This window comes from Microbacterium sp. 22303, from assembly GCF_052045265.1.
In the GTDB taxonomy this organism is placed as follows: Bacteria; Actinomycetota; Actinomycetes; order Actinomycetales; family Microbacteriaceae; genus Microbacterium.
On the sequence record NZ_JBQEOQ010000006.1, the window covers coordinates 186,043 to 200,352 of the forward strand.

The 14,310-nt window shown below is 70.7% G+C and carries 15 protein-coding genes and 1 tRNA gene; 6 read left to right on the forward strand and 10 right to left on the reverse strand.

Annotated elements, in window-relative coordinates; translation table 11 throughout:
* Positions 1-144: 144 nt before the first annotated feature.
* Both ACTJI8_RS16970 and ACTJI8_RS16975 read right to left on the reverse strand, forming a co-directional pair.
* On the reverse strand, positions 145-1,269 hold the full coding sequence (locus tag ACTJI8_RS16970) for an aminotransferase class V-fold PLP-dependent enzyme (protein ID WP_440734601.1): 1,125 nt from the start codon (positions 1,267-1,269) through the stop codon (positions 145-147).
* Between the two features lie 74 nt (positions 1,270-1,343).
* Positions 1,344-2,129, reverse strand: coding sequence for an isoprenyl transferase (locus tag ACTJI8_RS16975; RefSeq protein ID WP_440734602.1), 786 nt, complete (start codon positions 2,127-2,129; stop codon positions 1,344-1,346).
* A 93-nt stretch (positions 2,130-2,222) separates the two neighbouring features.
* On the opposite strand from ACTJI8_RS16975, the gene trhA reads away from it, so the two are divergent.
* Entirely contained in the window at positions 2,223-2,960 is a 738-nt protein-coding gene (trhA, locus tag ACTJI8_RS16980; RefSeq protein ID WP_440734603.1) for a PAQR family membrane homeostasis protein TrhA, read from the forward strand.
* Positions 2,961-3,018: 58 nt separating this feature from the next.
* On the opposite strand, the gene ACTJI8_RS16985 is transcribed toward trhA, so the two are convergent.
* Positions 3,019-3,279, reverse strand: a complete 261-nt coding sequence (locus ACTJI8_RS16985; protein ID WP_440734604.1) for a hypothetical protein — start codon at positions 3,277-3,279, stop codon at positions 3,019-3,021.
* A gap of 93 nt (positions 3,280-3,372) precedes the next feature.
* On the opposite strand from ACTJI8_RS16985, the gene ACTJI8_RS16990 reads away from it, so the two are divergent.
* Positions 3,373-3,759, forward strand: a complete 387-nt coding sequence (locus ACTJI8_RS16990) for a DUF4307 domain-containing protein (protein ID WP_440734605.1) — start codon at positions 3,373-3,375, stop codon at positions 3,757-3,759.
* A 94-nt stretch (positions 3,760-3,853) separates the two neighbouring features.
* Positions 3,854-4,342, forward strand: coding sequence for a transcription elongation factor GreA (greA, locus tag ACTJI8_RS16995; protein WP_440734740.1), 489 nt, complete (start codon positions 3,854-3,856; stop codon positions 4,340-4,342).
* A 78-nt stretch (positions 4,343-4,420) separates the two neighbouring features.
* Here the strand turns inward: greA and ilvA are convergent, their stop codons facing one another.
* Positions 4,421-5,674, reverse strand: coding sequence for a threonine ammonia-lyase (ilvA, locus tag ACTJI8_RS17000; protein ID WP_440734606.1), 1,254 nt, complete (start codon positions 5,672-5,674; stop codon positions 4,421-4,423).
* A complete protein-coding gene (locus ACTJI8_RS17005; RefSeq protein ID WP_440734607.1) occupies positions 5,671-6,867 on the reverse strand; it encodes an AI-2E family transporter in 1,197 nt (398 codons plus the stop codon). The genes ilvA and ACTJI8_RS17005 overlap by 4 nt, the downstream gene beginning before the upstream one ends.
* Positions 6,868-7,006: 139 nt before the next feature.
* Here ACTJI8_RS17005 and ACTJI8_RS17010 point away from each other — a divergent pair, with 139 nt between their 5' ends.
* Positions 7,007-8,335 carry a winged helix-turn-helix domain-containing protein gene (locus tag ACTJI8_RS17010; RefSeq protein WP_440734608.1) on the forward strand — a complete coding sequence of 443 codons (1,329 nt, stop codon included), beginning with the start codon at positions 7,007-7,009 and terminating at the stop codon, positions 8,333-8,335.
* Between the two features lie 111 nt (positions 8,336-8,446).
* Here ACTJI8_RS17010 and ACTJI8_RS17015 read toward each other — a convergent pair whose 3' ends face one another.
* The 3 genes from ACTJI8_RS17015 to ACTJI8_RS17025 all read right to left on the reverse strand — a co-directional run bounded on the left by ACTJI8_RS17015 (position 8,447) and on the right by ACTJI8_RS17025 (position 11,668).
* Positions 8,447-9,025, reverse strand: coding sequence for a LemA family protein (locus ACTJI8_RS17015; RefSeq protein WP_440734609.1), 579 nt, complete (start codon positions 9,023-9,025; stop codon positions 8,447-8,449).
* Between the two features lie 82 nt (positions 9,026-9,107).
* Positions 9,108-10,421 carry a D-arabinono-1,4-lactone oxidase gene (locus ACTJI8_RS17020; protein ID WP_440734610.1) on the reverse strand — a complete coding sequence of 438 codons (1,314 nt, stop codon included), beginning with the start codon at positions 10,419-10,421 and terminating at the stop codon, positions 9,108-9,110.
* A complete protein-coding gene (locus ACTJI8_RS17025) occupies positions 10,418-11,668 on the reverse strand; it encodes an alanine racemase (RefSeq protein ID WP_440734611.1) in 1,251 nt (416 codons plus the stop codon). The genes ACTJI8_RS17020 and ACTJI8_RS17025 overlap by 4 nt, the downstream gene beginning before the upstream one ends.
* Positions 11,669-11,734: 66 nt before the next feature.
* Between ACTJI8_RS17025 and ACTJI8_RS17030 the strand changes: the two genes are divergently transcribed.
* A tRNA-Leu gene (locus ACTJI8_RS17030) sits at positions 11,735-11,807 on the forward strand.
* Between the two features lie 76 nt (positions 11,808-11,883).
* Here ACTJI8_RS17030 and ACTJI8_RS17035 read toward each other — a convergent pair.
* Both ACTJI8_RS17035 and ACTJI8_RS17040 read right to left on the reverse strand, forming a co-directional pair.
* Positions 11,884-12,177 carry a YciI family protein gene (locus ACTJI8_RS17035; RefSeq protein WP_440734612.1) on the reverse strand — a complete coding sequence of 98 codons (294 nt, stop codon included), beginning with the start codon at positions 12,175-12,177 and terminating at the stop codon, positions 11,884-11,886.
* Between the two features lie 25 nt (positions 12,178-12,202).
* On the reverse strand, positions 12,203-12,619 hold the full coding sequence (locus ACTJI8_RS17040) for a winged helix-turn-helix transcriptional regulator (RefSeq protein ID WP_440734613.1): 417 nt from the start codon (positions 12,617-12,619) through the stop codon (positions 12,203-12,205).
* Positions 12,620-12,726: 107 nt separating this feature from the next.
* On the opposite strand from ACTJI8_RS17040, the gene ACTJI8_RS17045 reads away from it, so the two are divergent.
* Positions 12,727-14,196, forward strand: coding sequence for an MFS transporter (locus ACTJI8_RS17045; protein ID WP_440734614.1), 1,470 nt, complete (start codon positions 12,727-12,729; stop codon positions 14,194-14,196).
* Positions 14,197-14,310: the final 114 nt, after the last annotated feature.

Here is a 14,310-nt window from a genome sequence, read left to right on the forward strand (position 1 = left end):
ACCCGGGGATTCCCGGTAGTAGGCGAGTCGGCCAGGGCCACGAGTCGCGATCCTTGAGGCCGACTCGATCGGACGCCGTGTCCGATGCCATGAACGTACGACTCCCCACCGACATCGCGCAGGAGGGACACGCCCTCTGTCCGATTAAGAACGTGTGAACTCTCGGGCGCCGGCGAGGGCGGCGTCGAACAGGCCGAGCGTCTCCGCCGTCGTACCGGCATGGGGCGCCACCCGGACCGCTCCGGACCTCACCGTCACCTGGATGCCGGCTGCGGCGAGCGCGTCGCCGAGCGCCTGCGGATCCGCAGGCGCGAGCACCACGATGCCGGCGCGCTGCGCGGGCTCGCGCGCGGACACCACGTCGACCCCGTGTCGGTCCGCGATGGCGAGCAGGGCGTCGACGTTGCGGGACAGGCGCTCCGCGACGGCGCCGACTCCGACCGCCTGGATCTCGGCGGCGCCCGCTGCGAGGCGTCCGGCGGCGAAGGGATCCGGCGCGCTGACCGCGTACGCCTGCGCCGACAGCGCCGGATCCGGCAGCACGTCAGCAGGCAGACTCGCCGCAGCGGTCGCGATCCGGCCGCTGAGCACGGGGCGGATCCGCTCCCGCGCACGATCCGTGAACCGGGCGAATCCGGTGCCCCGCCCTGCGCGCAGCCACTTGTAGCCGTGCCCGACGACGACGTCGGCAACGGCCCAGTCCTCGTCCACGACACCGAAGGACTGCACGGCATCGACGAGGAGCAGCCGATCCTCGCCGAGCACCTCGCGGATGCCTGCGAGATCGGCGCGGTACCCGGAGCGGAAGTCGACATGGCTCACGACGAGCGCCGTCGCGGCGGGGTCCAGCGCCTCGGCGACGGCATCGGCGGTGACCCGGGTGCCGGCGGGCACGATCCAGCGGGGTGCCAGCCGTCCGCCGGACGCGGCCGCAGCCCGCTCGAGCGTGATCGTGACGCTGGGAAACTCGGCTGCCGAGGCGATCACGGCGCCATCGAGCCCCGCCAGCGCCTGCTGCAGCGCGTGCGTGGACGACGGGTGCACCGTGACCTCGTCCGGACGCGATCCGAGCAGCCCGGCGACCGCCGTCTGCGCCTCGGTCGTCCGACCCGCCGTCGCGGCGATGCCTTCGGGTCGCCCCGTGGCGAGCAGTTCGGCGTCCGAGACCAGAGCAGCACGCGCGGCCGGGGACAGCGGCCCGAAAGCCGCCCAGTTCAGATATCCCGGATCCTCGTCGAACGATGCGATGTACTCGTCGATGGCACGCATCCCATCAGTCTGACACGCAGCGGAGCGGCTCAGCGGAGCGGCTCCGCGGTCCCGCTCCCGGCTCCGCCCGTCGCTCAGCGGCCGAAGCGGCGGTCGCGGTCGGCGTAGTCGCGGATCGCGCGCAGGAAATCGACCTGTCGCAGATCCGGTCCGAGCGCCTCGACGAAGTAGAACTCGCTGTGCGCGCTCTGCCAGAGCAGGAAGTCGCTGAGCCGCTGCTCGCCGCTCGTGCGGATGACGAGATCCGGATCCGGCTGGCCGCCGGTGTACAGATGCTCGCCGATCATCTCGGGGGTGAGGTGCGCGGCGAGGTCCTCCAGCGTGCCGCCCGAGGCCTCGTGCTGGGCGATGATCGAGCGCACCGCGTCGACGATCTCGTTGCGTCCGCCGTAGCCCACGGCGAGGTTCACGTGCAGCCCGGTGTGGTCGCGGGTGCGCTCCTCCGCCTCCGCGAGCACGCGCGCGAGCTCCGCGGGCAGGATGTCGGCGCGCCCCACGTGCTTGACCCGCCAGTTGCCCTCGTGGGAGAGGCCGTCGGCGAGTTCGCCGATGATCTCGATGAGGTCGGCGAGCTCCGCCGAATCCCGCTTGAGCAGGTTGTCCGCGGAGAGCAGGTAGAGCGACACCACCCGGATGCCGAGCTCGTCGCACCAGCCCAGGAACTCGCGCATCTTCGCGGCTCCCGCCCGGTGGCCGTGCGCGGGGGTCGCGTAGCCGAGCTGCCGCGCCCAGCGACGGTTGCCGTCGATCATCATCGCGATGTGGTGCGGCATGGTGGCCGGGTCCATCCGCCGTCGCAGGCGTCGGGAGTACAGCCGATAGAGGGGGCCACTCCCTGGCTGTTCGGACCGTGCGCTCACTCCCCTACGCTACCGCGCGGAGGGGGCCCGGCCGCCATGTCGCCCACGGGATATGTGCGGCTTGCGGCATGGGCGGACGCCTAGAGTTCAACCATGCGCAGAGCGAGCCGAACCGCTGCCCCCGATGTGCCGGAGCTGCCCCTCATGGAGGCGGCCGCCGCCGACGCACAGCTCGACATCAAGCCGACCTGGCGGGGCTGGATCCACGCCGGCACCTTCCCCATCGCTATCGGCGCGGGCATCGTGCTCATCGTGCTCGCACACGGCACCCCCGCGAAGTGGGCAGCCGTCGTGTTCATGGTCACATCGCTGCTGCTGTTCGGCAACTCCGCGCTGTACCACCGCTTCGACTGGAAGCCGAAGACGAAAGCGATCCTCAAGCGCATCGACCATGCCAACATCCTGCTGCTGATCGCCGGAACCTACACGCCGCTCGCGACGCTCGCACTCGCGCCGCAGAAGGGCACGCTGCTGCTGATCCTGGTGTGGTCCGGGGCGATCCTCGGGATCCTGTTCCGCGTCTTCTGGATCAACGCCCCGCGTTGGCTGTACGTCGCGCTGTACCTGCTGCTCGGCTGGGCGGCGATGATGTACATCGTCGACCTGCTGCACGCCAACGTCGCGATGATGGTGCTGGTCTGCGTGGGCGGACTGCTCTACACCGGCGGCGCGATCGTGTACGCGATGAAGAAACCCAACCCGTGGCCCGGGAGGTTCGGCTTCCACGAGATCTTCCACGTGTGCACCGTGCTGGCCTTCCTCTGCCACTGGACCGCGTGCCTGCTCATCTCGCTGGCGCCGCTGCAGCCGTCGCTGGGCCTGCCCGGCTGAACCGGGCCCGCCTTCCTGACCCCGGCCTGCCGGGGTGGATCCGCTCTGCCAGACGGTGTCAGGACCGGGGAGCGTCGGACTCGCCCTCGCCCGCGTCATCACCCTGGGCGGCTTCCTCGGCGTCGAGCTCGGCGCGCACCTCCTCGCGGTAGCGCACCCGGCGGATCCGTCGCTGCATGTCCCAGATCAGCAGAGCCGCGAACACGACGATCACCGCGACGATCACGAATCCCACGGGTCCCGGGGTGACCAGGTTCGGGTCGACCGTCGGAGTCGGAGTAGGAGTCGCCGTCACGGCGGCAAGGATCGCCTCGATCATGTCTCAGCCTTTCTGGGCACGGCCCCGTTCGGGCCCCAGGCCTGGATCGGGATAACCTGGAACCACCAGCCTAACGATCGGATGCACCCCGCCGTGACGACCCCCGCCCAGCTCGACGAGCGCTACGGCCGCGGACCCCGACGGCGCCTGCCGATGATCCTCACGATCGCCGCGGCCGCGGTCGTCGTCGGCGTCTTCGGCTGGTGGACATGGCAGGGATCCGCTGACACCGTCGACGTCACCGGCACGGGCTTCCACCTCGGCGACGATCACACCGTGACGGTGTCATTCCAGATCTCGGCGCCCACGAACCGGCCTGTGCACTGCATCGTGGAGGCGCAGGACGAGGAGTTCGGGATCGTGGGCTGGCGACTCGTCACCTACCCCGCATCGGAGCAGCACGCCCGGGCGTTCACCGAGCATGTGCCGGTCGTCTCGGCTGCGACAACGGGTTTGGTGAACTCCTGCTGGGTGTCCTAGGCTCATCGTGTTGAGCGACGCCCCGGCAGGTGCCGGGGCGTCTTGGCATATCCGGGACCTGCTGTTCCCGGATCCGATTCGCAAGGAGTTCACCGTGTCGAACGACGCACAGGTCCCCTTCCTCACCCAGGAGGCCTACGACCGTCTTGTCGCGGAGCTGGAGAACCTCTCCACGGTCGGCCGCGAGGAGATCGCCAAGCGCATCGAGCTCGCGCGCGAGGAGGGCGACCTCAAGGAGAACGGCGGCTACCACGCCGCCAAGGACGAGCAGGGCAAGATCGAGGCCCGTATCCGCACGCTCGAGACGCTGCTGAAGACCGCCAAGGTGAGCGAGGCCCCGGCCAGCCGTGGCATCGTCGAGCCGGGCACCGTCGTGACCGCGACGGTGGCGGGCGGCGAGGAGGTCTTCCTCCTCGGCAGCCGCGAGATCGCCGGCGGCACCGACCTCGACGTCTACAGCGAGGCGAGCCCCCTCGGATCCGCGATCCAGGGCCTCAAGGTCGGTCAGAAGACCTCGTACGAGGCACCCAATGGCCGCTCCATCGAGGTCGAGATCCTGAAGGTCGAGACCTTCGCGGGCTGATCGCACCCCGCAGACGACGAACCCGCCGCGCCATCGAGGGCCGGCGGGTTCGTCGTATGCAGAGGACTCCTCGAGGCGTCAGTCCTGCACCACGATCGGCTCGAAGCCGGCCGCCCGCAGCGTGTCGAGGGTGAGCTCGGAATGCTCGGGACCGCGCGTCTCCACACTGAGCTCGAGGATGACGTCGTTGATCTGCAGTCCGTGGCCGTGCCGCGTGTGCATCGCCTCGATGACGTTGGCGCCGGCGTGCGCGATCAGCTCGGACACCCGGGCGAGCTGACCGGGGCGGTCCGGCAGCGGGATGCGCAGCGTGAGGTAGCGCCCCGAGGCGGCGAGGCCGTGCGAGACCACGCGCTGCAGGAGCAGCGGGTCGATGTTGCCGCCCGAGAGCACGGCCAGCGTGGTGCCGCTCTCGTGAACCTTGCCCGCCAGGATCGCCGCGACGCCGACCGCGCCGGCGGGTTCCACCACGACCTTGGCCTGCTCCAGCAGCAGGAGCAGCGCGCGGGCGATGTCATCGTCGCTGACGGTGACGACCTCGTCGACGAGTTCGGCGATCACAGCGAAGGGAACGTCGCCGGGGCGCGCCACGAGGATGCCGTCCGCGATGGTCGGCTGCGTGGTGATCTCGACCGGGTGGCCGGCGGCGAGCGACGGCCCCATAGCGGCGGCATTCTCCGCCTGCACGCCGATCACGCGGACCGTGCGCCCCTGCTCGGCCGCACGCGCCTTCACCGCCGCCGCGACGCCGGCGATCAGGCCGCCGCCGCCGATGCCGACGAGGATCGTGTCGACGTCGGGCACGTCCTCGACGAGCTCCAGGCCGAGGGTCGCCTGGCCGGTCACGATGTCACGGTGGTCGAAGGGCGGGATCAGCACCGCACCGGTGCGCTCGGCGAACTCGGCCGCGAGGCGCAGCGACGTGGCCACGGTCTCGCCCTCGAGCACGACCTCCGCGCCGTATCCGCGGGTGGCGAGCAGCTTCGGCACCGGCACGCCCATGGGCATGAAGATCGTGGCGGGGATGCCCAGCGCCTGCGCCGCGAGGGCCACGCCCTGCGCGTGGTTGCCGGCGGAGGCCGCGACCACGCCGCGGCCGCGCTCTTCCGCCGTGAGCGTGGAGAGCCGATGCACCGCGCCGCGGATCTTGAACGACCCCGTGCGCTGCAGGTTCTCCATCTTCAGCAGGACGGGCGATCCCAGCACCTTCGTGAGCGCGACCGAGGGCAGCGTCGGGGTGCGCACGATCACGCCCTCCAGGCCGTCCGCCGCCTGCTGGATCTCCGCCAGGGTGGGGACGTGGGCGCCGGTGGGGGTCGCGTCGTTCGTCATCGCTTGCTCCTTCTCCGCGCCCGCGGCACGGTCTGCCAGATGTAGTCGCCGTTCGGGGCGGCGCCGGTGCGCCACGCACCGGAGTTGACGGTCACCGCGGCCACGTTCACGAACGCCGCGAGCGGCACCGCGAACAGGGCTCCGGGGATGCCGGCGATCAGAGCGCCGCCGGCCACCACGAGCACCACCGCGAGCGGGTGCACCTTGACGGCGGATCCCATCAGGATCGGCTGCAGGATGTGGCCCTCGATCTGCTGCACCGCAAGCACGACGACGAGCATCCACAGTGCGATCCACGGTCCGTTGTAGACGAGCGCGAGGAAGACCGCCAGGGTGCCCGTGACGACTGCGCCGACGATGGGGATGAAGGATCCGAGGAACACCAGCACGGCGACGGGCACGGCCAGCGGCACGCCCAGCAGGAACGCGCCGAGACCGATGCCGACCGCGTCGATGAAGGCGACCAGCATCTGCGTGCGCGCGTAGTTGATGACGGTGGCCCAGCCGTTGCGCGCGGCAGCGTCGACGGCCGGGCGGGAGGCCTTCGGGAAGAGCTTCACGGTCCAGCCCCAGATCCCGCCGCCGTCGGCGAGCAGGCAGAGCAGGATGAACAGCGTCAGCACGGCTCCGGTCGCGACATGCCCGAACGTGGTGCCGACCGCGATCGCTCCGCTCTTCAGAAGTTCGCCCTGCTCACCGAGGAACTTCACCGACTGGTCGAGCAGATCCTGGATCTGCTTCGCCGTGAGGTGCAGCGGACCGTCGAGGAGGAACTGCTGCAGCTGCCCCCAGGCGGCGACGGTGCGCGTCTGGACGCCGTCCCATTGCTGGGTGATCTGCCAGACCGCCAGCCACAGCAGACCGCCCACGATCGCCAGGGTGCCGACGAGCGCCACGACGATCGCAAGCCACCGCGGCCAGCGCGCCCGCAACATGGTGCTGAACGCGGGCCAGAGCAGAGCGGTGAGCAGGATCGCGACCATCAGCGGGATGACCAGGATCTTGAACAGCATGACCAGCCAGATCACGACACCGAGCGCGGCGGCGATCACCAGCAGCCGCCAGGCGTAGGAGGTCGCGATGCGCAACCCGGGAGGCAGCGATCGCTGCACATCGTCGCGTACGTCCACATGGCCGGTGACGGTGCGCTGGCGGATGAGATCGCGCAGCCGGGGGGTGCTGTCCTCGCTCATCGACCCAGTCTACGGGCGCGACGGCGGGCGCCTCGTCCGTGCGACGACGGGCGCCTCGTCCGTGCGACGGCGGCCGCCTCGTCCGTGCGGCGGTGTCCGGGCACGTCCGATGTCGATGGCTGTCGGTACGCTGACCGACGTGACCGACTCCCCCGCCATCGCCCGCCGGACAGCCGCACGCCCCGCGACCGCCACGCTGAGCGCCGGCGAGGCCCGGCGGATCGCGCTGGCCGCGCAGGGCTTCTCCCGGCGGCGCCCCGCGGAGCCGGGCGTGCGCCACCTGCACACGGCGATGGCGCGCATGGGCGTACTTCAGATCGATTCGGTGAACGTGTTCGCGCGCTCGCACTACCTGCCGCTGTTCTCGCGCCTGGGCGCATACGACCCCGCCCTACTGGAGCGCGCGTTCCTGTCCCGCCCGACCGCCGCGCGATCCGGCCGGTACACCGAGTACCTGGCTCATGAGGCGACCTTCCTGCCCGTCGAGGACTGGCCCCTGTGGGGCTTCCGCCGCGACGCGTTCCGCGCCAAGCGGGGCGAGTTCTGGGGGCGGACCTCCTCGGCGCGCACGCTGGACTGGGTCCGGTCCGAGCTGCGCGAGCGGGGAGCTTCCCGCCCCGCCGAGATCCGCGGCGACGCCCCCGGCGGCAAGGCGGGCTGGTGGGCGTGGGACGAGGTCAAGCACGCTCTGGAGTACCTGTGGCGCATCGGAGAGGTGGCGATCGCCGGACGCGACGGCTTCGAGCGCCGGTACGCGCTCGCCGAGGACGTGGTGCCGGCCGACCTGCTCGGGCGCGATCTGGACCGCACCGCCGCGATCGGCGAACTCGTCCGGCGAGCGGCCAGGGCGCACGGAGTCGCGACCGCCGCCGATATCGCCGACTACTACCGGATCAAGGACCGCGCGGGGGTGCTCGGCGCGATCGACGACCTCGTGGAGCAGGGCGAGCTGGAGCCCGTCCGGGTGCGCGGGTGGGAGCGCGGCGGTCGCCCCGTGCCGGCCTGGCGGCACGTCGAGGCCGTCCTGCCGCGGCGCATCGAGACCACCGCGATCCTCACGCCGTTCGATCCGGTCGTGTGGTTCCGTGACCGCGCGCTGCGGGCGTTCTCGCTGGACTACCGGATCGAGATCTACACGCCTGCCGCCAAGCGCCGCTACGGCTACTACTCGCTGCCGGTCCTGGTCGGCGATCGGATCGCCGCCCGGCTGGATCTCAAAGCGGATCGCGCCGCGGGCACGCTGCGCGTGCAGTCCGCATGGTGGGAACCGCAGGCCCGCCCCACGGACGACCTCGAGCCCATCGCCGCTGAGCTGCGCATCGCCGCCGAGTGGCAGGGCCTCGAGCACGTCTCAGTGTCCGGCTGGGGTGACGCCTCCGCAGCCCTCGCCGATGTGCTGGACGGGCATCCGGAGCGGGTCCACCGGCACGACGTAGGACGATCCGATCAGGTGCCGCTCGGGATCTGATCGTCAGCCCGAGAGGGACGTGAGGGTTTCGGCTCGGTCGCCTTCGGCGTCCTCGCTCAACCTTGATACGGAAGGGCTCAACGCCGCTTCGCGGCATTGAGCCCTTCCGTATCAGAACTGGACGCGCGGGGGCTCCGCGATGGCGGCGCCGTCGGCCACCTCGAAGAACTCGCGCTCGGTGAATCCGAGGTTGCGGGCGAAGAGGTTGTTCGGGAACACCTTGATCTTGGTGTTCAGCTCGCGCACACCACCGTTGTAGAACCGGCGCGAGGCCTGGATCTTGTCCTCGGTGTCGACGAGAGCGGCCTGCAGCTGCAGGAAGTTCTGGCTGGCCTGCAACTGCGGATACGCCTCGGCGACCGCGAACAGGCTCTTCAGCGCCTGCTGCAGGTGCCCCTCAGCGGCCCCTGCCTCACCTGGGCTGGAGGCCGACAGCGTCTCGGCGCGGGCGCGCGTGACGTTCTCGAACACCGCCTTCTCGTGCGCGGCGTAGCCCTTCACCGTGTCGATGAGGTTGGGGATCAGATCGGCCCGGCGCTTGAGCTGCACAGTGATGTCGCTCCACGCCTCGTCGACGCGGACCCCCAGCTGCACGAGTGAGTTGTACGTGGCCCACAGATAGATGCCGACGGCGATGATCAGGACGACGATCACTCCGACGACGACGAGTACTGGAACAAGAACATCCACGGACGACGACCCCCCTTGCAGACGCGGTTTCGGCCCATCCTATCCCGGCATGCTCCGTGTTGGCCGGGCTGCCAGGGAACCGTCAGGCACCGAGCACGCGCTCCAGATAGCCGTTGCCGAATCGGCGCTCCGGATCCAGCCGGTCGCGCACCGCGAGGAAGTCGTCGAAGCGCGGATAGCGCTCCCGGAGCTCGTCGGATCCCAGCGTGTGCAGCTTGCCCCAGTGCGGCCTGCCACCGTGCGCGAGGCAGATCCGCTCCACGGCCTCGAAGTACTCGCGCGGGTCCTGGCGCCAGTAGCGATGCACCGCGAGGTATGCGGAATCGCGCTCGTGCGCCGTGGACAGCCAGCGGTCGTCGGCCGCCGCGAAGCGCACCTCGATCGGGAACTCGATGCGCCAGCCGCGCTTCGCGATGAGGGTCTGCACCGCGCGGAACACGGGCACGATCTGATCCTGCGGCAGCGCGTACTCCATCTCGCGGAACCGCACCGTGCGGCTCTGCGTGAGCACGCGATGAGAGAGATCGGTGTACTCGCGGTCACCCGTGAGCTTCACCGCGAGCCGGCTGAACGAGGGGGTGATCGCGGGCACGGCGACGCCGGCCGCGCACACGGCCCGGTACACGCCGTTCGAGAGCAGTGTCTCGTCGATCCATTTGCCGACCTTCGGCAACGGGCGCCGCACCGTCGACTCCGGAAGCCTCTCGGTGGTCTTCGTGAGCGCCACGTCCGTGTGCGGGAACCAGTAGAACTCGTAGTGGTCCGCCGCGGCCACACGCTCGTGCACGCTCTCCAGCACCTCGTCCAGCGGAGCCGGCTCATCGACCGCGTGCATCACGAACGCGGGCACGCACTGCAGAGTCACCTCGACCAGGATGCCGAGCGCGCCGAGTCCCAGTGCGACGGCCGGAAGCAGCTCGGCGTTGTGCTCCTCGTCCACGCGGAGGAAATCGCCCGCCGCCGTGATCAGGGTCGCGCCCACGACCTGGGCCGCGATGCCGCGGAAGGCTGCGCCCGTGCCGTGCGTGCCCGTGGAGATGGCGCCGGAGATCGACTGCCGGTCGATGTCGCCGAGGTTCTCCATGGCCAGGCCGTACGGCGCCAGCAGCGCGGGGACGCGGTGCAGACGTGTCCCAGCGAGCAGCGTGACGCGGCCCCGTGCCTCATCGGCCGAGACGAGCCCCTGCAGGTCGTCGAGCTCCAGCAGCACATCGGGAGCGACCGCCACCTCTGTGAAGCTGTGACCGGCGCCGACCGCCTTGATGCGCAGTCCCTGGGCGGCCGCAGCCAGAACGGCGCGCTGCACACCCTCCGGGGAGCGCGGGCGCTCGACGCGGATCGGTCGGATCGAGGCCGAACGGCCCCAGTTCTGCCAGGTTCCGCCCATGCGTGTCACAGGAACGCCTTTCCCTCACCGCGATAGGTGGGCAGTTCGTCGACGACGCGATCGCCGTCGACGACGTGATAGCTCAGGATCCGCTCTGCCGGCTCGCCGCTCTTCGCGTGCCGCAGCCAGACGCGATCCCCCACTCGGAGCGTGCGTGCAGCATCACCACGCAGCGGCGTCTGCACCTCACCCGCGGCCTCCCGCGGCGCCGTCTGCAAGCCTTGCGGCCACACCGGCAGTGGCTGACGCGAGGCGACCGGCGGTCCGGAAGCGATCCACCCGCCCCCCAGGATCGTCGCGATGTCAGACGCAGGACGGCGCACCACGTCGAACGCGAAGGCGCTGGCGGGCGCCGGCGCGAAGGAACGGTAGCCGTCGAACAGGTGCCCCGCGAGCAGCCCGCTTCCGGCCGTGATCTCGGTGAGCGCGGGATCGGATCCGGTGAACTCCAGGGATCCGGTGCCTCCTCCGGTGACGAACTCGAGGGGCACCAGCGCGCGCACGGCTTCGACAATGCGCGCACGCCGCTCGCGCAGCTCCTGCCGGGACTGCGCCTGCACGGTGCGGATCAGCGTGTCGCCGCTGCCGGTGTCATCGCCCTGGCCGGCGATCTGCGCCTCGTACATCTGCAGGCCGACGAGGCGGAAGCCGTCGCGCTCGGCGACCCTGCGGGCGAAGCGCGCGACCTCTTCCGGCGTGTGCAGGGGCGAGCGGAAGACGCCGATGTGGCCGAGAGCCGGGGCGCGCCAGGAGGCATCGGCGTCGATCGCGATGCGCACCCGAGGCCTGCGCGAGGGTGCGGCGACCGCGTCGATGAGGTCGAGCTGCGATTCGTCGTCGACCATCAGCGCGATCCGGGCGACCGCGCGCTCGTCGGCGAGCAGGCGCTCGAGCCCTGGACGATCGGCGGTCGGGTAGGCCAGCACGATGTCGTCGTGGTCCTCGGCGAGCCAGAGCGCCTCAGCCAGTGTGAAGGCGAGCAGGCCCCGGTACCCGGGCACTCGGAGCGCGGCATCGATGACCTCGCGCACACGCACCGACTTCGTGGCGATCCTGATCGGCAGCCCGCCCGCGCGCACCACCATGTCCATGGTGTTGTAGCGCAGCGCGTCGAGATCGATCACGGCGACCGGCGCGGGCAGGTGCGCCGTGGCCTCGGTCAGGCGCGGCCACCAGCGGGCCGGGTCCTCCCAGGCGTGCGCAGCGGGGCGGGCGGACGCGGACGCGTGGCCCTGATCGGCGATGAGCTCGAGCACTCCCCCACCCTATTGGCTCCGAGTCAACATCGCTCGCGGGGCCGCGCTCGCTAGGCTCGACGTGCGGCCCCCGTAGCCCAACGGCAGAGGCAGGCGACTTAAAATCGCTTCAGTCTGGGTTCGAATCCCAGCGGGGGCACCTCGACATCGGCCGCACCGCGCGCGGGACGCCGGAAACGGCGCGATCACGCTCCGCGGGCTCGCGCACGCCGCGGTCAGCTCTCCGTGCGGTCGTCGAGCCAGACCGCATTCCAGTCCAGGATCCGGGCTTCGGCGAGCCCCTCCGTCACGAACGGATCGGCGGCGATGAAGCGCTCGGCGGCGTCGCGCGTCGCGAAGATCCCCATGGATCCGGCCGCCGCATCCGCGGTGGCGAAGGGGCCGAGCGCGATGAGCTCGCGGCCGGCGTCGTGGAAGGCCCGGTAATAGGCCTGATGACGGGGGAAGACCTCGCCCACCCTCGCCCGGTCCACGCCGTCGCGCAGACGGTACAGCACGACATGGTTCACAGACGGATCGTAGCGCCGACTCCCGCTACGGCCGGGGACGATCCGAGGCGTCGTAGTCGTGGCGCGCGGAGGCGACGCGCGCCAGATGGTCACCGGACCAGTTCACCAATGCGGAGAACACCGGTGCCAGACTGCGCCCGAGCTCCGTGATCTCGTACTCCACCCGCGGCGGGATCTCCGCATACGTGGTGCGCGAGACGAGCCCGTCGCGCTCGAGCTGGCGGAGCCGCTGCGTCAGGACCTTCGCCGTGATGCCGTCCACGAGATCTCGCAGATCGTTGAACCGCTGACGGCCGTGCGCCTCAAGCTGCCAGAGGATGGGCGTGGTCCAGCGGCTGAACACGATGTCGACGACCGGCGAGATCGGGCATGCGCCGATCCCGAGATCGGGGAGCATCTCCCCTGCTCGGGGGCGGATCATGGCGGCGGCCGTGGCGTTCATCGCAACTCTTTCCAAAAAAGGGTCTCAGTTTCTCCTAGGTACCTAGTGTACTGAGGAAACTAACGTGGTGGCAACCGCACGAACGCACCCCCACAGGAGACACTCCCATGACCGCTTCCTCCACTGTTCCGCCCGTGACACGCTCCGGCATCGCGCCGGGCATCGCACACCCCGGGCTCATCCTCGCGTTCCTCTCGATCGCCCAGTTCATGGTGTTCCTCGATGTGAGCATCGTGAACGTCGCACTGCCCTCCATCGAGCACGACCTCCGGATCTCCGAGGCGAACCTCCCCTATGTCGTCACGCTGTACGGCGCGATCCTCGGCGGCTTCCTCCTACTCGGCTCGCGCCTGGCCGACGCCCTCGGACGTCGCCGGATGCTGCAGATCGGGCTCGCCGTGTTCGGACTCGCCTCGCTCGCCGCAGGCGTCGCGCAGGACCAGAGCATCCTGTTCACCGCCCGCGCCGCGCAGGGGCTCGGATCCGCCTTCATCGCCCCGGCCGCCCTCTCGACGCTGACCACCACGTTCACCGGCGGCTCGGCGCGCGCGAAGGCGCTCGGCGTCTGGGGAGCCCTGACGGGCATCGCCTCCGTGGCCGGCGTCACGCTGGGCGGCGTCCTGTCCGACGGCCCGGGCTGGCGCTGGATCTTCTTCATCAACGTGCCCGTGGCTCTGGGCGCTGTGCTGCTCGCCCCGCGCGTGCTGCCGGAGACCCGAGGCCCGCGCCGCCGCTTCGACGCGCTCGGGGCGGGGCTCCTCACGGCCTCGCTGCTCAGCCTGCTGTTCGGACTCAACGAGACGATCGAGCAGGGCTGGACGAGCACGGTGGTGATCGGTTTCCTCGCCCTGGGTGTGCTGCTGCTCACCCTCTTCATCGCCGTCGAGCGGCGCACGGCCGCGCCTCTCGTGCCGCTGGACGTCTTCCGTCCGCGGCTGACCCGCTCCGCGAATCTCGCCACCCTGTTCCTGCTCGGGACCGTGGTGACGGTGTTCTTCTTCGCCAGCCTGTTCCTGCAGCAGGTCCTCGGCTACACACCCCTGCAGACCGGGCTCGCCTACGTGCCGCTCGCCGTGCTCGTCGCCGTGGGCGCGGGCGTCGCGTCGAACCTGGTGTCGCGCGTTCCCGGCAAGATCGTGCTCGTGACCGGCCTCGTGCTGCTCACGACCGCGCTCGTGCTGCTCGCGCTCGCGCCGGCGTCTATCGGCTTCCTGACCGGAGTGCTGCCGATCTTCGCGCTCGCCGGCCTCGGCATGGGGCTCTCGTTCGTGCCGCTGCAGATCGCCGCGCAGGCCGGCGTGCCGGAGCAGCGCGCCGGACTCGCTGCCGGCCTCATCAACACCAGCCAGGAGGTCGGCGGGGCGCTCGGCGTCGCCGTATCGGCGACCTGGGCGTTCCGTCGCGTGGATGCGCTCACCGAGGCCGCGCACGGCGATCCGGCGCTGATCGAGGCGGCACGCACCGCCGTCTTCCACGACGGATTCACCGTGGGCGCGGTGTTCGCCGGGCTCGCGCTGATCACCGCTCTGATCCTGCTGCCGGCGATCCCCCGGCACGAGGGCCCGATCGCCGCGTGACCGGAAGGCCCCGGCGGCGCCATCCTGAGGCAGCGACCGTGTCCCCATCCTCGCGGACACGGTTGCTGCGGCGTCCCCTGCGGCTCACACCGCATCGGCGACGCGGTTCCGCCG

Bases quoted from the DNA above. Each gene is read 5' to 3' on its own strand.
- ilvA (WP_440734606.1), bottom strand. From the start codon at position 5,674: ATGACGAACGACGCGACCCCCACCGGCGCCCACGTCCCCACCCTGGCG.
- ACTJI8_RS16985 (WP_440734604.1), bottom strand. From the start codon at position 3,279: ATGATCGAGGCGATCCTTGCCGCCGTGACGGCGACTCCTACTCCGACT.
- trhA (WP_440734603.1), top strand. From the start codon at position 2,223: ATGCGCAGAGCGAGCCGAACCGCTGCCCCCGATGTGCCGGAGCTGCCC.
- ACTJI8_RS17005 (WP_440734607.1), bottom strand. From the start codon at position 6,867: ATGAGCGAGGACAGCACCCCCCGGCTGCGCGATCTCATCCGCCAGCGC.
- ACTJI8_RS17040 (WP_440734613.1), bottom strand. From the start codon at position 12,619: ATGAACGCCACGGCCGCCGCCATGATCCGCCCCCGAGCAGGGGAGATG.
- ACTJI8_RS16970 (WP_440734601.1), bottom strand. From the start codon at position 1,269: ATGCGTGCCATCGACGAGTACATCGCATCGTTCGACGAGGATCCGGGA.
- ACTJI8_RS17045 (WP_440734614.1), top strand. From the start codon at position 12,727: ATGACCGCTTCCTCCACTGTTCCGCCCGTGACACGCTCCGGCATCGCG.